This window comes from uncultured Luteimonas sp. (genome assembly GCF_947492465.1).
In the GTDB taxonomy this organism is placed as follows: domain Bacteria; phylum Pseudomonadota; class Gammaproteobacteria; order Xanthomonadales; family Xanthomonadaceae; genus Luteimonas.
Map to the genome: position 1 here is coordinate 355859 of NZ_CANLNF010000003.1, position 20070 is coordinate 375928.

Below are 20070 nucleotides of genomic sequence, written 5' to 3' on the forward strand. Positions count from 1 at the left end.
TCCCCCCGATGGACCGCCGCCATGCGTGCCGCGCCGCACCGCCACCTGTCCCATGCCAGCCTCGCGATACTGCTGGCGGTGGACCTGCTTGCCCTGATTGCTCTCGTTGCAGATCAATGGCTTGTCATCGGTCCTGGTTGGAGCTTGCTGCTCGGCGCAGGGCTCACCCTGGTACTGCTGCCGGCCCTGCTGCGGCTGGTGGACCGGGTGTTCGCGGCGGCCCGCGAGGCCCGGAATATCCCGGTCGCGGGAGGAACATTCCCGTGAGCGGGATAATCGATTCCGGGACAATGCGCCGAAGCCTGGTCGTGCTGGGCGCCGGCGGCGCCGTGGGCGCGGGCGTGGTCGCGGCGGCGCTGGACGCCGGCCAGTCGGTGGTCGCGGTCGGCATGGACGAGGCCGCGCGCCAGGAGCTGCTGGTGCAGCGCCCGGACGCGCACCTGACCGCCCTCGCCGCGCCCATCGCCAGCGACGCCGACGCGGCCGCGCTGGCCACCAGCCTGCGCGGCCTGGGCGTGCGCGTCGAGGGCGTGGTGGCCAGCCTCGCCGGCGCGCATCCCTGCGGCCGGCTCATCGACGAACCGGCCGAGGTGCTGCAGCGCACCCTCGACCAGGACCTGCTGCCGCACCTGTTCGCCGCGCGCCACCTGCTGCCGCTGCTGGCCGGCGACGGCGCCGGCTACGTGCTGGTCGGCGGTCCGGGCGGGCGCTATCCCTGGGCCGGCTATGGCCACTGTTCGATCGCCGCCGCGGCGCTGCGGATGATGGCGCGGGTGCTGCACGAGGAAGCCGGCCGCCAGGGCCAGCGCGTGCAGCTGCTGTCGATGGACGCACCGCTCGGCGCCAACGCCGCCGACGACGCGCTGGCGCTCGGCCGCCGCGCGCTGGCGATGCTCGAAGCCGCGCGCGGCCGCTGTCCCGCACCGATCCTCGATTACGCCGCGCCCATGACCTCCGGGGTCATCGCCACGACTCCCGCCGCCGGCGCATCGTCGGCCATGAGCGGCCGCCGCCGCGCCAGCCACGCCGAGGTGCTGCCCGCGCGCGACCTGCGCGCAGCCCGCGCCCTGCTCGACGCCATCGTCTCCCCCATGTCTCCAGGAACCCACCACGATGAACACTGCTGATCGCAGCATGTCTTTCCACCGCATGCCCTTCCGCCACGGCCTGCGTGCCGTGCGCCTGGTTCCCGTGCTGCTCGCGGCCGCGCTCGCGGTCGCCTGCAACAGCAACGCCGCGCCCGGCGACGCCGCGCCGCCGGCACCCGAGGTCAGCGTCGCCCAGGTCGTCGCCCGCCCGGTGCAGCAATGGGATGCCTTCAGCGGCCGCGTGAGCGCGGTCGAGACGGTCGAGCTGCGTCCGCGCGTGAGCGGCTACGTGCAGCGCGTGGCCTACGAGGAAGGCCAGCTGGTGGGCAAGGGCGACCTGCTGTTCGAGATCGACCCGCGTCCCTACCGCGCCGCGCTCGATCGCGCCCAGGCCGACCTCGAACGCGCGCGCAGCGAGGCCAAGCTCGCCAGCGCGCAGAACGTGCGCGCCAGGGCGCTGGTCGAAGCGCGCGCGATCTCGCGCGAGGAGTTCGAAACCCGCAACGCCGCCACCGCGCAGGGCAATGCCGCGGTGCGCGCGGCCGAGGCCGCGGTCGCCGCGGCGCGCCTGGACCTGCAGTTCACCCAGGTGCGCTCGCCGATCGCCGGCCGCGCCGGTCGCGCGATGGTGACCGTCGGCAACCTCGCCCAGTCCGACGCGACCGTGCTGACCACGGTGGTCTCGCAGGATCCGGTGCACGTGTACTTCGAGGCCGACGAGCAGACCTGGCTGCGCTACAGCCGCGCGGCCGGCGACGGCGAGCGCGCCGGCACCGACAGCGCGGTGCGCGTCGGCCTGGCCGGCGAGGACGGCCATCCGCACCGCGGCACGGTGGATTTCGTCGACAACCGCGTCGATCCGGCCACCGGCACCATCCGCGCGCGCGCGGTGCTGCGCAATCCCGACGGACTGTTCACCCCGGGCCTGTTCGCGCGCGTGCAGCTCGAGGGCAGCGCCGAGTTCGACGCGCTGCTGGTCGACGACAAGGCGGTGCTGACCGACCAGGACCGCAAGTACGTCTACGTGCTGGGCGAGGACAACACCGCGCAGCGTCGCGACGTGGTGCTGGGCCGGGTGGTGGACGGCCTGCGCGTGGTGCAGTCGGGCCTGGCGCCGGAAGACAAGGTCATCGTCAACGGCCTGCAGAAGGTGTTCATGCCGGGCATGCCAGTGGCGCCGAAGCCGGTGGCGATGGACGCGCCTGCGGGCGAGGCCGTGGCCAGCGTGCGCTAGCGCGACCTGACACTGCTCCCCGGCGCGCGCCACGCCCGGGGAAGCGGCGTTGATCGAACGGCCGCGCATCCCGCTCGCGCGCGGCCAACCCGTTCCCCCGGGGCCGTTCCCCTCGGCCCCTCCGGCTGGCGGTCTTCCCGATTCCCTCCCTCGCGGGAAGGCCGCCGGACCGGATTCTGTCTCCAGGCCGCGCTCGCGCGGCAGCCGCGGCCGTTGCCGCAAGGACCTACCGCCATGGACTTCTCCCGCTTCTTCATCGACCGCCCGATCTTCGCCGCGGTGCTGTCGATCGTGATCTTCGCCGCCGGCCTGATCTCGATCCCGCTGCTGCCGATCGGCGAATACCCCGAGGTGGTCCCGCCTTCGGTGGTGGTGCGCACGGTGTATCCGGGCGCCAACCCCAAGGTCATCGCTGAAACCGTGGCCACGCCGCTGGAGGAAGCGATCACCGGCGTCGAGGACATGATGTACGTCAAGTCGGTCGCCGGATCCGATGGCGTGCTGCAGCTCACCGTAACCTTCCGCCCGGGCACCGATCCGGACGAGGCCACGGTGAAGGTGCAGAACCGCGTCTCGCAGGCGCTGGCGCGGCTGCCGGAGGACGTGCGCCGCCAGGGCGTGACCACGCAGAAGCAGTCGCCGGTGTTCCTGATGGTGGTGCACCTGACCTCGGAGGACGGCCGCTACGACTCGCTGTACCTGCGCAACTACATGCGCCTGCACGTCAAGGACGAGCTCTCGCGCATCGATGGCGTGGGCGATGCGCAGCTGTTCGGCGGCGGCGACTACGCGATGCGGCTGTGGCTGGACCCGGACAAGGTGGCCGCGCGCGGCCTCACCGCGGGCGACGTGCTGCGCGCGGTGCGCGAGCAGAACGTGCAGGTCTCGGCCGGCCAGCTCGGCGCCGAACCGATCGCCAACGGCAGCGACTTCCTGCTGCCGATCAATGCGCGCGGACGCCTGGAGACGGTCGAGGAGTTCGGCGACATCGTGCTCGAGGCCGGCACCGGCGGCGAGATCGTGCGCCTGCGCGACGTCGCCCGCATCGAGCTGGCCGCGGGCGACTACACCCTGCGCGCGCGACTGGACGGCAAGAACGCGGCCGCGATCGGCATCTTCCAGGCACCGGGCGCGAACGCGCTGCAGATCCGCGACGCGGTGGTGGCCAAGATGGACGAGCTGCGCCCGACCCTGCCCCCGGGCGTGGAGATCCAGTCGATCTACGACACCACGGTCTTCGTGCGCGATTCGATCCAGTCGGTGATCACCACCCTGCTCGAGGCCACGCTGCTGGTGGTGCTGGTGGTGATCCTGTTCCTGCAGACCTGGCGCGCCTCGATCATCCCGCTGCTGGCGGTGCCGGTGTCGGTGGTCGGCACGTTCGCGGTGCTGTACCTGCTGGGCTATTCGATCAACACGCTGACCCTGTTCGGGCTGGTGCTGGCGATCGGCATCGTGGTCGACGATGCGATCGTGGTGGTGGAGAACGTCGAACGCCACATCGAGGAGGGCGCCACGCCGCTCGAGGCGGCGCACCTGGCGATGAAGGAAGTATCCGGCCCGATCGTCGCGATCGCACTGGTGCTGTGCGCGGTGTTCGTGCCGATGGCGTTCCTCGACGGCGTGACCGGGCAGTTCTACAAGCAGTTCGCGGTGACCATCGCGATCTCCACGGTGATCTCGGCGATCAACTCGCTGACCCTGTCGCCGGCGCTGGCGGCCAAGCTGCTCAGGCCGCACGGCGCGGACAAGGACGCGCCCTCGCGCATCATCGACCGCCTGTTCGGCTGGATCTTCCGTCCGTTCAACCGCTTCTTCCACCGCAGCTCGCAGCGCTACGAGGGTTCGGTGGCGCGCGCGCTGGGCCGCCGCGGCGCGGTGTTCGTGGTCTACCTGGTGCTGCTGGCGGGCGCGGCGGTGATGTTCAAGGCGGTGCCGGCCGGCTTCATCCCGGTGCAGGACAAGCTGTACCTGATCGCCGGGGTGAAGATGCCCGAGGGCGCGTCGATCGAGCGCACCGACGCGGTGATGAAGAAGATGGCCGCGATCGCGATGGACATCGACGGCATCGCCAACGAGGTCGCGTTCCCCGGCCTGAACCCGCTGCAGTTCACCAACACGCCCAACAACGGCGTGGTGTTCTTCACCCTCGATCCGTTCTCGGAGCGCTCGCGCAGCGCCGAGGAAATCACCGCCGAGCTCAACCAGAAGCTGGGCACGATCCAGGAAGGCTTCACCTTCGCCTTCATGCCGCCGCCGATCCAGGGGCTGGGCAACGGTTCGGGCTGGTCGCTGTTCGTCGAGGACCGCACCCGGCTGGGCTACGGCGCGCTGCAGGATGCGGTGCAGGCCTTCCAGGGCGCGGCGGCGCAGACGCCGGGACTGGGCTACCCGATCACCAGCTACCAGGCCAACGTGCCGCAGCTCGACGCGGTGGTCGACCGGGTCAAGGCCAAGGCCCAGGGCGTGCCGCTGACCGAACTGTTCGAGACCCTGCAGACCTACCTGGGCTCGGCCTACGTCAACGACTTCAACATGTTCGGTCGTACCTGGCAGGTGATCGCGCAGGCCGACGGCGGGTTCCGCGACCAGGTCGAGGACATCGCCAACCTGCGCACCCGCAACGCGGCCGGCGACATGGTGCCGATCGGCGCGATGGTGGACATCCGCCAGACCTACGGCCCCGACCCGGTGATCCGCTTCAACGGCTATCCCGCGGCCGACCTGCTGGGCGAGGCCGACCCGCGGGTGCTGTCCTCGGGCGAGGCGATGGCGACGGTCACCCAGCTCGCGCAGCAGGTGCTGCCCACCGGCATGGACATCGACTGGAGCGACCTGAGCTACCAGCAGGCCAGCCAGGGCGACGCGGCGCTGGTGATCTTCCCGCTGGCGGTGCTGCTGGCCTTCCTGGTGCTGGCGGCACTGTACGAAAGCTGGACCCTGCCGCTGGCGGTGATCCTGATCGTGCCCATGACCATGCTCTCGGCGCTGGTCGGGGTCTGGCTGACCGGGGGCGACAACAACGTGTTCGTGCAGGTCGGGCTGGTGGTGCTGATGGGCCTGGCGTGCAAGAACGCGATCCTGATCGTGGAGTTCGCGCGCGAGCTGGAACTGCGCGGCAAGGGCATCGTCGAGGCCGCGCTGGAAGCCTGCCGCCTGCGCCTGCGCCCGATCATCATGACCTCGGTGGCGTTCATCGCCGGCACCGTGCCGCTGGTGCTCTCCAGTGGTGCCGGGGCGGAGGTACGCTCGGTCACCGGCATCACCGTGTTCGCCGGGATGCTTGGCGTCACCGCTTTCGGCCTGTTCCTCACCCCGGTGTTCTACGTGGCGCTGCGCAAGCTCGCCAACAGGCCGCTGGTCTCGCACGGGCCTGCCCACGCCACCGCCCATGCCCAGCTCGACGCCTGACTGCGCCGTCCGGAACCGGCCAGCCGTCGCGCCGGCCCGTGCCCACACTGATCCCGCGCGGCGGCCGCCGCCGCGCTTCCTCCCTTCGCCGTACAGGATCCCATTCGAATGAACGCATCCCCCCGCATCGCCCTGGTCACCGGCGCCACCCGCGGCATCGGCCTGGAAACCGTGCGCCAGCTCGCCGAGGCCGGCGTCCACACCCTGCTGGCGGGCCGCAACCGCGAGCGCGCGGTCGAGGCCGCGTTGAAGCTGCAGGCGAGCGGCCTGCCGGTCGAGGCGATCGCGCTCGACGTCACCGACGCGGCCAGCATCGCCGCGGCGGTGGCCGACGTGGAACGGCGCCACGGCCGGCTCGACATCCTGGTCAACAACGCCGGCATCGTGGTCGACGCCGCCGACAAGGGCGTGTCCGGCCAGTCGCTCGAGACCTGGCGCGCCACGTTCGACACCAACGTGTTCGGACTGATCGCGGTGACGCAGGCCTTCCTGCCGTTGCTGCACAAGTCGAGCTCGGGCCGCATCGTCAACGTGTCCAGCGCCCTGGGCTCGGTGACGCTGCACGCCGATCCGTCGTCCTTCATCTACGACTTCAAGATCCCCGCCTACAACGTCTCCAAGAGCGCGGTGAACGCCTGGACCGTGCAGCTGGCGTACGAACTCAAGGACAGCGCGATCAAGGTCAACACCATCCATCCGGGGTACGTGAGGACCGAGATGAACCACGTCGACGGGGAACAACGCGGCGAGCTCGACGTGCCCGACGGCGCCCGCACCAGCGTGCGCCTGGCGCTGATCGACGACGACGGCCCGAACGGCGGCTTCTTCTACCTGGAGGAGTCGCTGCCATGGTGAGCCGTCTCGCGATCACCGCGCTGGCCGCGGCGCTGCTGGGTGCATGCGCGGTCGGTCCCGACCACGTGCGCCCGCACATGGCCGTGCCCGAGCGCTTTGGCGCGGCGGCCACGCCGGCAGGCGATACGCCGGCGGACGCATCCGCCAGCGCCCAAACGCCGGCGGCGTTCGACGACGCCTTCCTCGACGGCCTGGGCGATGCGCAGCTGGCGCAGCTGGTGGACGAGGCCCTGCACGCCAACCACGACCTGCGCATCGCGCTCTCGCGCATCGACCGCGCCAATGCGCTGCTGCGCAACGCGCGCCTGGACATGCTGCCCACGGTCACCGCGCAGGGCGAGGCCGCGGACGTACGCAGCAGCGCCGACCAGGCGCCGGGGCTGTCGCGCGAGCAGCGCGATGGCGAGCAGTGGAACGCCGGCATCTCCGCGGCATGGGAGCTGGACCTGTTCGGCCGGGTGCGCCGTTCAATCGAAGCCGGGCGCGCGGGCGCCGATGCCAGCACCGCCGATCTGCGCGCGCTGCAGGTGGCGGTGACCGGGGAGGTCGCGCGTACGTTCGTGGAGTTGCGCGGCACCCAGGAGCAGCTGCGCGTGGCGCGGGCCAACCGCGACAACCAGCAGCGCACGCTCGACCTGGTGCAGGCGCGCCTGGATGCCGGCGCCGGCACCGAGTTCGACACCGCCCGCGCGCGCGCCCAGCTGGAAACCACCGCCGCGCGCATTCCCGCACTGGAGGCGCAGGAGCGTGTGGCCATGCACCGGCTGGCGGTGCTGACCGGTCGCGATCCCGGCGCACTGGTCGCGCAACTGGCGCCGCAGCATCCATTGCCGGCGCTGCCGCCGCGCATCGATGCCGGCGCGCCGGGCGAGCTGCTGCGTGCGCGTCCCGATGTCGCGGCTGCGGAGGCGCGGCTGCACGCGGCCACGGCGCGCATCGGCGTGGCCACCGCCGACCTGTTCCCGCGCTTCACCCTGGGCGGGCTGATCGGCAGCCAGGCCATCGATGCCGATGCGCTGTTCGAACGCGACAGCGAGACCCGCATCGTCGCGCTCGGCATCGACTGGTCGTTCCTCGACATCGGCCGGGTGCGCGCCCGCATCGCCGCGGCCAACGCCGAAGCCGAAGGCGAGCTGGCCCGCTACCAGCAGGCGGTGCTGCTGGCGCTGGAGGATGCCGAGAACGCGCTGGTCCGCCACGCCCGCGCGCGCAGCGAGGACGCGCACCTGGAGCGCGCGGCGATCGACGCGGCCCGGGCCGCGCAGCTGGCGCGGGCGCGCTTCGAGGCAGGCGCATCGGGCCTGCTCGAAGTGCTCGATGCCGAGCGCGTGCAGCTGCAGGCGCAGGACGCCTTCGCCGCAGGCCGCACCCGCAGCGTGGCCAGCGCGGTGGGGCTGTACAAGGCGCTGGCCGGGGGCTGGCCGCAGCGGGTGCCCGAGCGTGAGCGCATCGCCGGGCGGCGCTGAGGCCCCCGGCCCGTGCGGAAAGTGGGACGGCCGCACGCTGGGGTCGACCCCAGCTAGGGCGCCACCGGGCTGACGCGGCCCCGCCGGCCTCCCCTACCGTCGCTGCGTGGCGCGGCGGGGGACGCGTCGTGCATCCGATGCGAACCAGGGAGCCGCCATGTCCGTCAACGCCGTCGATCACGCTTCCCACGCCGACAGCGGCACCAACCGGGCGGGAGACCACCTGAGCCCGGACGGGTTCGACTACAACCGCATCCAGGGCCTGCAGGGCAATCCCAACGTCACCGAAGCGTTCCTGCGCGGGGTGGAAGAGATGGCCGGGCGGCTGGGCACCCGGCCGGAGTACATCCTGGCGGTGATGAGCTTCGAGACCGGCGGCAGCTTCAGCCCCGGCGTGCGCAACGGCGTCGGCAGCGGGGCCACCGGCCTGATCCAGTTCATGCCCACCACCGCGCGCGAGCTGGGCACCAGCACCGATGCGCTGGCGCGCATGAGCGCGGTGGAGCAGCTCGAGTACGTCGAGCGCTACTTCGCGCAGCGCTCCGATCCCGGCGACCTCAACACGCTCGAAGGGGTGTATACCACGGTGCTCTACGGCAGCCCCAGGCCCGACCCGGGCTCGACCCTGTTCTCGCAGGGCGGTGCCGCCTACCGCATGAATGCCCCGCTGGACCTCAACCGCGACGGCCGCATCACCGCCGGCGAGGCCACGAGCTTCGTGCGCAACAAGATCGATGGCGACGCGCCCGCGCCGATAGAAGGCGCCCCACCGCGCCCCGATCCGGGCGACGCGCCGCCGGCCGAGGGCAGCCGCTACACGGTGCGCCCGGGCGACACGCTCTCGGCGATCGCCGCGCGGTTCGGCACCACCGCGCAGGCGCTGGCCCAGTCCAACGGCATCCGCAATCCCGACCTGATCCATGCCGGCACCACGCTGCGCGTGCCCGCTGGCGAGGCCGCCCCTGCCCCCGCCACGAGCTACACCATCCGGCCCGGCGACACGCTCTCGGAGATCGCGGGCCGGATGGGGACGACGGTGCAGGCGCTGGCCCAGGCCAACGGCATCCGCAATCCGGACCTGATCCACGCCGGCAACACCCTCTCGCTGCCCGCCGGCGCCGCGACCAGCGCCAGCTACACCATCCAGCCCGGCGATACCCTGTCGGGGCTGGCGGCACGCTTTTCCACCAGCGTCGGCGCGCTGATGGCGGCCAATCCGGGGATCCGCGACTCCAACCTGATCCATGCCGGCGACACCCTGGCCCTTCCCGGCGCCGCAGGACGCGGCGATGCGCCGGCCGGCGGCACGCCACCCGAAACCGGGCCGCGCGGCGATGCGCCCCCGGTCAGCGGCACGGCGCCGACCTATGCGCCCTACACCGTCTACAGCACCGGCCACCAGGCCGCGTTCGCGGTCAGCGATGCCAGCCAGATGCAGCCGCACCACGACTACCAGACAGTCACGCGCAACGGCCAGCAGCTGGAGGTGCGCGACATCGTCCTGCACCGCAATGGCCAGTCGCAGACCAGCCAGGCCATCCCGGCGCCGCTGCAGGGCGAGGTCATCCACGCCGGGCCGAAGGGCGGCGCCGGCAATGCCGTGGGCATCCGCGGCGCGGACGGCAAGGTGGCGTGGGTCTTCCACATGTCCAGCATCGACGTGCGCGTGGGCCAGCAGGTCGGCTACGGGCAGGACCTCGGCAACCAGGGCTCCACCGGCAACTCCACCGGGCCGCACGTGCACATCGAGGCCGCGCCCGCGGTGATCGACCGCTGGGTCAACGACCTGGTCGACGGCCGCTTCGACGGCCGCAAGGGCTGATCCGGGCCGGCGGCGCCCGGTGCCGATGAGCCGCGTCGCGCTGTTCGCCTGCGGCCTGCTGCTGGCCGCGTGCGGCGCAGCCAGCCCGGCGCCCGAAGACGGCCAGACCCCTCCCGCCACTGCGCAGGCGCAGACCCTGCCAGCCGACATCCAGCGCGCGCTGCAGACCGACGAGCGCGTCCTCGACTGCCCGCAGGGCCAGGTCGACGGACACAGCGCGTTCGCGGCCGACTGGGTCCGGCCGCGGCGGGTGGACCTGGACGACGACGGGCGCGCCGACTGGCTGCTGGAGGGCGTCCACCCCTGCCTGCGCCGCGATGGCGCCGCCGACTGGTGGATCTACGCCGAGACGGCCGGCGGGCGTCGCCTGCTGGGCCGCGTGCGCGGCGCCCGCGCGCTGGACGTGCTGCCCGCGCGCAGCCGCGGCCACGCCGAACTGCGCGTCGAGGACACGGAGGGCGAGCGCATCCTGCGCTACCGCGACGGCGGCTACTGAGTGGGGACGTCGTGCGGCCGCGCTACCATGTGCGGCCCGCGATCGAGCCCCAGGAGCCTGCACGTGACCGAATCCGACGACGCCCGCAACGGCGTATCGCGCACGCAGGCCGAAGAGGCGGTGCGCACCCTGCTGCGCTGGGCAGGCGAGGACCCGCAGCGCGAGGGCCTGCTCGACACGCCCAAGCGCGTGGTCAAGGCCTATGGCGAATGGTTCAGCGGCTACGCGCTGGACCCGGACGAGTACCTGGCGCGCACCTTCGAGGAGGTGGCCGGCTACGACGAGATGATCGTGCTGCGCGACATCGAGTTCGAGAGCCATTGCGAACACCACATGGCGCCGATCATCGGCCGCGTGCACGTGGGCTACCTGCCCGCCGGCAAGGTGGTGGGCATCAGCAAGCTGGCGCGCGTGGTGGAGGCCTACGCCAAGCGCTTCCAGGTGCAGGAGAAGATGACCGCGCAGATCGCCGGCTGCATCCGCCGCGTGCTGGCGCCCCTGGGCGTGGGCGTGGTGGTCGATGCCAGCCACGAGTGCATGACCACGCGCGGGGTGCACAAGCGCGGCGTGAGCATGGTCACCTCGACCATGCTCGGCAGCTTCCGCGAGGATGCGCGCACGCGCGCGGAGTTCCTGCGCTTCATCGAGGCGGGCGGCGGCCGACGCTGATGGCGGCCTGTCCCTGCGGCAGCGGGCGCGGTTACGACGACTGCTGCGGGCCGCTGCACGCAGGCGTGCCGGCGGCCGACGCGCAGGCGCTGATGCGCTCGCGCTACAGCGCCTACGTGCGCGAGGACGCGGCCTACCTCCTGCGCAGCTGGCATCCGTCCACGCGCCCCGACGCACTGTCCTTCGACGATCCACGGCCCACCTGGCTCAGGCTGGAGGTATTGCGCCACCTCGCGACCGGCAGCGACAGCGCCGAAGTGGAGTTCGTGGCCCGCTACCGCATCGGTGGCGGCAGCGTGGTGCGCATGCGCGAACACAGCCGTTTCCTGCGCGAGGACGGTCACTGGTATTACCTGGACGCGGTGGAGGGCTGGGGCCGCGCGGAGGGACGCGGGCGCACGCAGCGCCATGCGCAGCGCCAGGCACGGCGCCTGCATGCGCCGCATCCGGGCCCCGCATCCACCGGACGGCGCGGCCTGTCCACCCGTGGCCGGGGCAACGCATGGGCGGCTCAATGAATCCCCTGCAACCCTGCAGTCCCCGGCATGCGGGATGACCACGCCGGCGAGGCTATCCTCCGGCCTCCCCCGCACCCGGCCGACGCGATGCTCCGTTTCCATGTCCTTGCCCTGCTGTGCGCGTTGCCGGCTGCACAGGCGCTGGCGCAATCCCCTACTGCTCCGGCGCCCGTCGAGCCGCCCTCCGCGTCGCAGTCCAGCGTGCCGTCAGCGCCGCCGGTCGCGGCGCCGGCACCGGCCGATCCCGAGTACGACGCCTGCGTCGCCAATCGCCTGCGCCCGCAGGCGGCGGCGAGCGGCATCCCCGGCGAGGCCTTCGACCGCTACATGACCGGGGTGACGGCCGATCGCAGCGTGCTCGGCCTGCTCGACGCGCAGCCCGAGTTCACCACCCCGATCTGGGACTACCTGGCCGGTCTGGTCGACCAGGAGCGCGTGACCGACGGCCGCGCGATGCTGCAGACGCACCGCGAGCTGCTGGCGACGGTGTCGGCGCGGTACGGCGTGGATCCGGAGATGGTGGTGGCGGTGTGGGGCGTGGAAAGCGACTACGGTCGCGTGTCGGGCAAGCGTCCGTTGCTGCAGTCGCTGTCGGTGCTGTCGTGCTTCGGCCGCCGCCAGGCGTTCTTCCGCGGCGAGTTCCTGGCCACGCTCAGGCTGCTGCACGACGGCGACCTGCGCGATCCGGCGATCACCGGCTCGTGGGCCGGCGCCTTCGGGCACACCCAGTTCATGCCCAGCACCTACGCGCGCATCGCGGTCGACGGCGATGGCGATGGCCGCCGCGACCTGGTCACCAGCATCCCCGATGCGCTGGCCTCGACCGCCAACTACCTCAAGCGCAGCGGCTGGCAGACCGGCCGGCCCTGGGGATACGAGGTCAGGCTGCCGCCCGGCTTCGACACCGCCCTGGCCGGGCGCACCAGCCGCCGCCCGCTGTCGGACTGGGTCGCGCGCGGCGTGACCCGCGTCGATGGGACGCCCATCGCGCCAGCCGATACGCGCAGCGCGATCCTGCTGCCGGCCGGTGCCAAGGGCCCGGCCTTCCTGGTGTTCCGCAACTACGACGCGATCTATTCCTACAACGCCGCCGAAAGCTATGCGCTCGCGATCGCCACGCTGGCCGACCGCCTGCGCAGCGGCAGCGGCCTGGCCACGCCCTGGCCGACCGACGACCCCGGCCTGTCGCGCGCGCAGCGGCGCGAACTGCAGACCCTGCTGCTGGCGCGCGGCCACGCCATCGGCGAGGTCGACGGCATGGTCGGCACCGCCACGCGCCGCGCGATCCGCGACGAACAGCAGCGCCTGGGCGTGCAGCCTGCGGACGGCCGTGCCGGCACGAAGATCCTCGAGGCCCTGCGCGCGGGCCGCTGACCGCGCGGGCCGTCCTGTCCTCCACCACCGGCGCCCCTCTGCGCCGATTCGCGGATAATGCGCGCCCGCATCTTCCGGCCCGCCTGCGTGAGCGAACCGACAGCCGCCCGGCGCAAGGCCGCGCTGGTCTTCATCTTCCTGGTCGTGCTGATCGACGTGCTGGCGTTCGGGCTGATCATCCCGGTGCTGCCGCACCTGGTCGAGGAGTTCACCGGCAGCACCTCGCGCGCGGCGCTGTGGATTGGCGTGTTCGGGACGGTGTTCGCGGCGATCCAGTTCCTGTGCTCGCCGATCCAGGGCGCGCTGTCGGACCGCTACGGACGTCGCCCGGTGATCCTGCTCTCGTGCCTGGGGCTGGGCCTGGATTTCGTGATCATGGCGCTGGCGCCGTCGCTGTGGTGGCTGCTGGTCGCGCGCGTGTTCTCCGGCGTGTTCTCGGCCAGCTTCAGCACCGCCAACGCCTATGTCGCCGACATCGTGCCGGCCGACGCGCGGGCGAAGAGCTACGGCATGATCGGCGCGGCGTTCGGCGTCGGCTTCACCATCGGCCCGGTACTCGGCGGCTGGCTGGGCGAACTCGACCTGCGCCTGCCGTTCTGGTTCGCCGCCGGGCTGGCGCTGCTGAACTTCTGCTACGGCCTGTTCGTGCTGCCCGAGTCGCTGCCGCCGCAATCGCGCGCGGCACGCTTCGACTGGCGCGCGATCCGCCCGTACGCGGCGATCCTGCTGATCGGTCGCTATCCGTCGATCGTCGGACTGGCCGTGGTGGTGTTCATCGCCAACCTGGCGCACTACGTCTATCCCAGCGTGTTCGTGCTGTTCGCCGACGTGCGCTATGGCTGGGGCCCGTGGCAGGTGGGCTGGGTGCTGTTCCTGGTCGGCGTGTGCAGCGTGATCGTCAACGTCGCGGTGGTGGGGCGCGCGGTGCGGGCGCTGGGCGAGCGGCGCGCGCTGATCCTCGGGCTGTGCTGCGGCACCGCGGGCTTCGTGGTGTACGCCTTCGCCGGACAGGGCTGGATCTTCCTGCTGGGGCTGCCGGTGAGCGCGCTGTGGGCGATCGCCTCGCCGGCCAGCCAGGCGCTGATCACCCGCCAGGTCGACGTGGACATGCAGGGCCGCATCCAGGGCGCGCTGATGAGCCTGGTGTCGGTGGCGGGGATCGTCGCACCGATCGCCTTCGCCAGCGTGTTCGGGCTGTTCATCGGCGAACGTGCGCCGGTCGCGTTTCCCGGCGCGCCCTGGCTGCTGGCATCGATGCTGCTGGCCGTCGCCGCGCTGATCGCGTGGCGGCATGCGCCGCGACCCGTGCAGCACGCCGCGCACGACTGAACGCGGGCAACGACGCGGGTCCGGCGCGACTTGCCGCGCCGCACGCGCCGGTGCGAGGATCGCCTGCTCGACGTGGAGGGATCCCGATGCGCAACACGATGATCATGCTGCTCGCGGCGGGCCTGGTGGCCGGCTGCGCGGGCTACGAGGTGCGCGATACCAATGCGGCCGTGGACCGCAATCCGGCCTGCGCCAGCCGCCCCGACCGTCCGGGCGAACCGCTGCCCCGGGAGTGCGAGCGCACCACCGAGGCGGGCTGGAGCAGCGAACGGCGCGAGAGCACGCCGATCGATTTCAGCCGCAAGCGCGGCGACGACTGACCGGTCCGGTCCCGCGCCACGAGGGCGCGGACCGGACCGCGGGATCAGCCGCAGTTGAGGGTCTGGATCGCGCCAGCGGCGTCGGTGGTGATGGTCAGCCGGTCGATGCGGAAATCCATCGTCGCAGCGTCGTCCGGTCCCAGTACGCGCACGCTGGTGGCGCCGCTGTCGGCGGTGGCCTGGGCGACGACCGTTTCGCTGGCTTCCTGGCCGACCAGCGCCTGGATGGCGTCGGCATTGCACGGCTTCGCTTCGCCGACGGCGCCATCGAGCGGCGATATGGCGCCGGCGTCGCCCGCCGGCGTCGCAGCATCGGCCTGGGCGGCGGGCGCGGTGCCGGTCGCAGGCGGAGCATCGGCGTCGCGGTCGGGCGAGCAGGCGCCGAGCAGCGCGATGAGCGCGGCCGACAGCAGCGGCGTGCGCAGCGGAAAGCGGGATGTCGAACCAGCCATGGCGCAATCTCCTTGTGTGGGAGCGGCGACGATAGCGTCGCCTGCCTGAAGGCTCGCCGCTCGGGCCAGCTGGCATTCAGTGCACCGCCGCGCGCTTGGTGGCCGGGAGCGCGGCACGCAGCATCGCGTTGTAGCCGCTGGCGAGCAGGGCGAAACCGGCTTCGGTCGGATGGATCTCGTCGTACCAGAAGCCGCGGTCGTCGAGCGAGCCGACCGCGGAGAAGTCGGCGTAGGAGAACAGCCCCGGCCAGGCCGCGCGGCTCGGCGCCAGCACCTGGTCGCGGAAGCCGTCCACCAGCAGCCGCCAGGCGAAGCGTTCGGCTTCGGCCTTGCTGCCCAGCACCGGCTGCATCACCGGCCACAGCCACGGCCCGACCGTGCCCATCACCATCGCCGCCAGACCGAGGTTGCGCACGGTCAGCGCGCCCTCCTTGCCGATCGCATGGCGCGACAGCGGCGCGTAGCCATGGCCGACCACGCGCAGGCCGCCGAGCGGTGCCATCGCCGAGAGCAGCAGCTCGTAGCGCGCGCGCAGCCGCTCGAACACGCCCTGCGTGACGACCCGTTCGAACGCGGCGTCGGCGTCCATGCGCGGCGCACCGGCGAAGACCGCGGCCAGCCGCTCGCCGAGGCAATCGTTGCCGCCGATGCTCAGGCACAGCAGGTCGAAGCCGCGCGCGGCGAAGCGTTCGGCGTTGTCGCGGCAGGCCGCCGGCGTGAGCATCCGCGCCGCGGTCAGCCCGGGGCCGCCGAGCCGGATCGACATGCCGTCGATGCGCGCGAAGCTGTTCCAGCACAGGTTGCGGTACAGCGGCGTGCTGAACCACGAATCGCCCCAGTAGGCGATCAGCGGCCGCTCCTGCAGGTACGCGCGCCATTCGCGGCGCTGGCGCGAGCCCGGCGTGCCGCTCGCCGCACGCAGCTGCTGCCAGTTGTCGTAGATGCGCTTGAGCGCCATGCCGGCACCTCCTGCCGCGAGTCTGCGCGATGTGGCGCGTGCTGTCGCGGCCGCGGTGGCGGGCCTCCGCCGCGCGCCGCGTCGTACCCCGGTCCAACGCGCGACGCCGGCGCCGGCGGTCACGTCCCGCCAGCGCGTTGCGGCGCGTTTGCACTACAGTGGCCGGCGGGGGATCCGCCACACGCACATGGAGGATGCGGTGCGCCTGTCGAACCTGTTGCCGACGGCCCTGCGGGCGCGCTGGAGCCCCGCTCCACCCGCGCCCGACCTCGCGTCGGTCCGCGCCGCCGAGCTGGGCGTCATCCTCGGCGCGCGCGCCGGCCAGGATCCGGCCGCGGTCGAGCCCTGGGGCCTGGCGCTGTCGGGCGGCGGCATCCGCAGTGCCACCTTCGGCCTGGGCGTGCTGCAGGGACTGGCCCGGCTGGGCCTGCTGCGCTGCTTCCACTACCAGTCCACGGTCTCGGGCGGCGGCTACATCGGCGGCTTCGTGCAGGCCCTGATCCGGCGCCATGGTTTCGCCCAGGCGTTCGCGACCCTGGACGGCAGCGGCACGGCCACCGGGGAAGGGCCGGGCGCGCGCCCGATCCGCCACCTGCGCGAGTACAGCAACTACCTGGCGCCGCGCAAATCGCCGTTCTCCGGCGACACGCTGGGCATGGCCGGCACCTACGTGCGCAACGTGCTGCTGGTGCAGGCGCAGCTGTGCGCGCTGATCCTGGCGCTGTGCCTGCTGCCGCTGCTGCTGTACGCGGGCGCCGACGCGCTGAGCCTGCGCAACCCGACCTTGCCGCTGTCGCTGGCGGGACTGACCGGCATGCTCGCGGTGGCGCTGCTGGCCTGGGTCAGCACCTGGGCCAACCGGCGTCCGCTGCCGGCCGAGGGCGAACCGCCGCAGCCGCCGCGGCGGGTGGTGCTGGCGGCGCTGGCGACGATCCTGGCGCTGGCGCTGGCGTCCATGCTCGGCGCGCTCGGGCTGGCCCGCTTCGAGCGACTGCCGGGACTGTTCGGCGCAGCGCTCGGCTGGCTGCCCGGACGCTGGACCATGGGCGGCGCCGACCTGGGCATCGTCACCGCGGCCCTGTACCTGGGGGTCTGGCACGCCTGGCTGGTGTTCGATCCCTGGTATTCGCGCCGGGTCGCGCTCGGCGACGCACCGCCGCCGCCGCTGCAGCGGCATCCCTGGCGCTTCGTGCTCGGCACGGTGGGCGCGGCCGCGTTCGCCGGCGTGGCGATCGTGCTGCTGCGCGGCTGGCTGCGCGCCTGGGCGCTGGCCGACGGCGGGCTGTGGCACGTGCTGGTGGTCGGCCCGCTGCTGGTGGTGGTGGCGGTGGCGCTGACCGCGATCGTGCACCTGGGCCTGGCCGGACCGGCGATGAGCGACCTGCAGCGCGAGATCTGGGCGCGGGTCGGCGGCAAGACCTGTGCGCTGGTGGCGCTGGGCATGACCCTGGCGCTGTCGCTGGTGATCTACGGGCCCTGGCTGTTGCGGCTGGGCGCCGGCCAGGGCGTGCAGGCGCTCTCGACCGCCGGCTGGGCCGGGGCGCTGGCCTGGCTGTCGACCACCGGGATCGGCCTGCTGGCCGCGCACGGCACCCGCGCCGGCAAGGGCGGGTCGCGGCGCTCGCGCCTGCTCGACCTGGTCGCGCGGCTGGCGCCGTGGGTGTTCGTGCTCGGGCTGCTGGTGGCGCTGAGCCTGGCCGGGCAGGTCCTGCTGCAGGCCGCCGGCCCGGCGCTGGAGCGGCTGGCCGGCGGCCTGCCCGCCACGCCGGCGCCGGCCGGGTCGGCGCGGCTGGCCGATCATCTCCTCGCCCTGGGCGCAGCGGTGGCCGCCCATCCGCGCGCGCTGGCGCTGCTGGTCGCGGCGGCCCTGGCGGTCTGGCTGCTGCTGGGCTGGGCGGTGAACGTCAACGAGTTCAGCCTCAACGCCTTCTACCGCAACCGCCTGGTGCGCTGTTACCTCGGCGCCAGCAACCTGCACCGCAATCCCGAGCCGACCACCAACTTCGACCTGCAGGACGACCTGGTGCTGGCCGACGTGGTCGAGGTGCAGCGCCTGGACGGCGCGCGCCCGCTGTATCCGCTGGTCGGCACCGCGCTCAACCTGGTGGCCGCCAAGCAGCTGGACTGGCAGGACCGCAAGGCCGCCTCGTTCTGCCTGTCGCCGGGCTGGTGCGGATACCTGCCGCCGGACTCGCGCAGCGGCGAAGCGCCGATCGGCGACCGTGCCGCGGCCACCGCCGGCACCGCGACCGCCGCCACGGCCGGCCGCAACGATCCGCTGGCCGGTTCGCTCACCCTGGGCGCGGCGATGGCGATCTCCGGCGCGGCGGTCAATCCCAACATGGGCTACCACAGCTCGCCGGCGGTGACCTTCCTGCTGACCCTGTTCGATGCGCGGCTGGGCTGGTGGCTGCCCAATCCCCGCCATCCCGAGCGCCCGTCCGCCGACAGCGCGCCGTTCTTCGGCCGCTGGCTGCTGGCCGAACTGCTCGGGCGGACCCACGCCGGCGGCAAGTTCGTGCACCTGTCCGACGGCGGCCATTTCGAGAACCTGGGCCTGTACGAGCTGGTGCGGCGCCGCTGCCGCTTCATCCTGTGCGTGGACGCGGCGGCCGACCCGGCGCGCGCGTTCGGCGACCTGGGCAATGCGGTGCACAAGTGCCGGGTGGATTTCGGCGCCGAGATCGACATCGACGTGTCGGCGCTCGCACCGGGCGAGGACGGCCTGTCCGAGCGCAGCTGCGCGGTCGGACGCATCACCTATGCCGACGGCAGCGGCGGCACCGTGCTCTACCTCAAGCCCACGCTCACCGGCGAGGAGCCAGCCGACATCGCCCACTACGCGCGCAGCCACGCCTGCTTCCCGCACGAGCCCACGTCCGACCAGTTCTTCGACGAGGCGCAGTTCGAAAGCTATCGCCGGCTCGGCCAGGACATCGCCATGCGCGCGCTGGCGCCGGTACTCGAGCGCAGCGGCGCCGAGCCGGGCGCGCCACGCCACGACGAGCTGGGCGTGCACGACTCGGCGCTCAAGGAAAAGCTGCTGATCGCCCTGCGCCAGCGCTGGGTGGCGCCGGTGCCGGGCGTGCCGGACCGGTTCGCGCTGCATGGCCAGGCGCTGGCCGACCTGCTGCGGCAGCTGCGCGGCAACCCGGCGCTGGCGGTGCTCGATGCGCAGTTCCACCCGGCCTGGACCGACCTGGTCGCGGGCGCGCCACCGGCTGAAGGCCAGCCGCCGCCATCGCCGCTGGAACGGCGCACGCGGCTGCCGGCGCCGGAGGACTTCCGCGCCTGCTTCTACTTCTGCCAGGAGCTGATCCGGCTGATGGAGGCGGTCTACCACGACCTCGACCTGGAACACGCCTGGGACCATCCGGACAACCGCGGCTGGCTCAATGCCTTCCGCCACTGGAGCTGGGCGCCGATGTTCCGCATCGCCTGGCTCATCGGCGCGCCGATGATCGGCGCGCGCTTCGTGGCGTTCTGCCAGCAGCGGCTCGACCTGCCGCGCCTGGACAACGATGCCGGCGACCGCCAGCGCGTGCTGCGCATGGAGAAACTCGAGCCGGCCGCGGGCGAGGACTGGCGCGGCCTGTGCGACCGGCTGCTGGCGCGCGGCACGATCAACCACGTCGAGCACTCGATCCTGCTGTCCGATCCGCTGTGCGCGCATGCGGTCCGGCCCACCCACCTGTACCTGCTGCGCCTGCGCTGGTCGGCCGCGCTAGTCGGCAACGACGAGCGCCTGGGCGACACCACGCTCGGCGTGGCCGCGCTGGCCGAGGGCACGCTGCGCCTGCTGCGGATCCAGGACCACGTGCGCCGCCTTGGGCTTGCCACCGAGTTCCTGCGCCTGCTGATCAACCGGCAGGTGGTCGATGCGGTCGATATCCGCGGCGGCTGGTACGGGCTGGGCGGCGTGTGCCGCAACCGCACCGCGACGCGGGTGCGGCTGTGGCTGGAGGACGCGCTGGCGCTGGCGCGCAGGCGCCAGCGCGCGCGCATCGATGCGGTCCATGCCGCCCGCCAGGACCGTCGCGCGCGGCGCCGGGCGCCGCCGGCCGGATGAGCGCAGGAC

At 72.8% G+C, this 20070-nt stretch carries 15 protein-coding genes and 1 pseudogene; 14 read left to right on the top strand and 2 right to left on the bottom strand.

The features are described from left to right. Nucleotides 1-21 precede the first annotated feature (21 nt). From Q0863_RS09620 to Q0863_RS09680, 13 genes and pseudogenes are all read left to right on the top strand, one after another. Nucleotides 22-267: a hypothetical protein gene (locus tag Q0863_RS09620; RefSeq protein ID WP_298577611.1), complete on the top strand. Its 246-nt coding sequence runs from the start codon at nucleotides 22-24 to the stop codon at nucleotides 265-267. A gap of 23 nt (nucleotides 268-290) precedes the next feature. Then, the gene (locus Q0863_RS09625) at nucleotides 291-1127 is read left to right on the top strand and encodes an SDR family oxidoreductase (protein WP_298577612.1); all 837 of its coding nucleotides are present in this window, start codon (nucleotides 291-293) and stop codon (nucleotides 1125-1127) included. 7 nt (nucleotides 1128-1134) lie between these two features. Continuing rightward, the gene (locus Q0863_RS09630; protein ID WP_298577806.1) at nucleotides 1135-2322 is read left to right on the top strand and encodes an efflux RND transporter periplasmic adaptor subunit; all 1188 of its coding nucleotides are present in this window, start codon (nucleotides 1135-1137) and stop codon (nucleotides 2320-2322) included. Nucleotides 2323-2556: 234 nt separating this feature from the next. Next, on the top strand, nucleotides 2557-5733 hold the full coding sequence (locus tag Q0863_RS09635; RefSeq protein ID WP_298577614.1) for a multidrug efflux RND transporter permease subunit: 3177 nt from the start codon (nucleotides 2557-2559) through the stop codon (nucleotides 5731-5733). Nucleotides 5734-5841: 108 nt separating this feature from the next. After that, entirely contained in the window at nucleotides 5842-6588 is a 747-nt protein-coding gene (locus tag Q0863_RS09640; protein ID WP_298577615.1) for an SDR family oxidoreductase, read from the top strand. Continuing rightward, nucleotides 6582-8054 carry a TolC family protein gene (locus Q0863_RS09645; RefSeq protein WP_298577617.1) on the top strand — a complete coding sequence of 491 codons (1473 nt, stop codon included), beginning with the start codon at nucleotides 6582-6584 and terminating at the stop codon, nucleotides 8052-8054. Before Q0863_RS09640 ends, Q0863_RS09645 begins: the two co-directional genes overlap by 7 nt. Nucleotides 8055-8211: 157 nt before the next feature. After that, on the top strand, nucleotides 8212-9876 hold the full coding sequence (locus tag Q0863_RS09650; protein ID WP_298577619.1) for a LysM peptidoglycan-binding domain-containing protein: 1665 nt from the start codon (nucleotides 8212-8214) through the stop codon (nucleotides 9874-9876). Nucleotides 9877-9901: 25 nt separating this feature from the next. Further along, nucleotides 9902-10372, top strand: a complete 471-nt coding sequence (locus Q0863_RS09655; protein WP_298577621.1) for a hypothetical protein — start codon at nucleotides 9902-9904, stop codon at nucleotides 10370-10372. 63 nt (nucleotides 10373-10435) lie between these two features. Beyond that, nucleotides 10436-11041 carry a GTP cyclohydrolase I FolE gene (gene folE, locus Q0863_RS09660; protein WP_298577623.1) on the top strand — a complete coding sequence of 202 codons (606 nt, stop codon included), beginning with the start codon at nucleotides 10436-10438 and terminating at the stop codon, nucleotides 11039-11041. Further along, a pseudogene (locus Q0863_RS09665) lies at nucleotides 11041-11403 on the top strand (YchJ family metal-binding protein); the annotation flags it as partial. The gene folE and the pseudogene Q0863_RS09665, both read left to right, overlap by 1 nt. 243 nt (nucleotides 11404-11646) lie before the next feature. Beyond that, a complete protein-coding gene (locus tag Q0863_RS09670; RefSeq protein ID WP_298577624.1) occupies nucleotides 11647-12933 on the top strand; it encodes a lytic murein transglycosylase in 1287 nt (428 codons plus the stop codon). Between the two features lie 87 nt (nucleotides 12934-13020). After that, nucleotides 13021-14262 carry a TCR/Tet family MFS transporter gene (locus Q0863_RS09675; protein ID WP_298577625.1) on the top strand — a complete coding sequence of 414 codons (1242 nt, stop codon included), beginning with the start codon at nucleotides 13021-13023 and terminating at the stop codon, nucleotides 14260-14262. Nucleotides 14263-14348: 86 nt separating this feature from the next. Then, a complete protein-coding gene (locus Q0863_RS09680; protein ID WP_298577627.1) occupies nucleotides 14349-14582 on the top strand; it encodes a hypothetical protein in 234 nt (77 codons plus the stop codon). Nucleotides 14583-14626: 44 nt separating this feature from the next. On the opposite strand, the gene Q0863_RS09685 is transcribed toward Q0863_RS09680, so the two are convergent. Further along, nucleotides 14627-15034, bottom strand: a complete 408-nt coding sequence (locus Q0863_RS09685) for an I78 family peptidase inhibitor (RefSeq protein ID WP_298577629.1) — start codon at nucleotides 15032-15034, stop codon at nucleotides 14627-14629. A 76-nt stretch (nucleotides 15035-15110) separates the two neighbouring features. Continuing rightward, complete coding sequence (locus Q0863_RS09690; RefSeq protein ID WP_298577630.1) at nucleotides 15111-15992, bottom strand: hypothetical protein; 882 nt, start codon at nucleotides 15990-15992, stop codon at nucleotides 15111-15113. Nucleotides 15993-16191: 199 nt separating this feature from the next. Between Q0863_RS09690 and Q0863_RS09695 the strand changes: the two genes are divergently transcribed. Further along, nucleotides 16192-20061, top strand: a complete 3870-nt coding sequence (locus tag Q0863_RS09695) for a hypothetical protein (RefSeq protein WP_298577631.1) — start codon at nucleotides 16192-16194, stop codon at nucleotides 20059-20061. Nucleotides 20062-20070 lie beyond the last annotated feature (9 nt).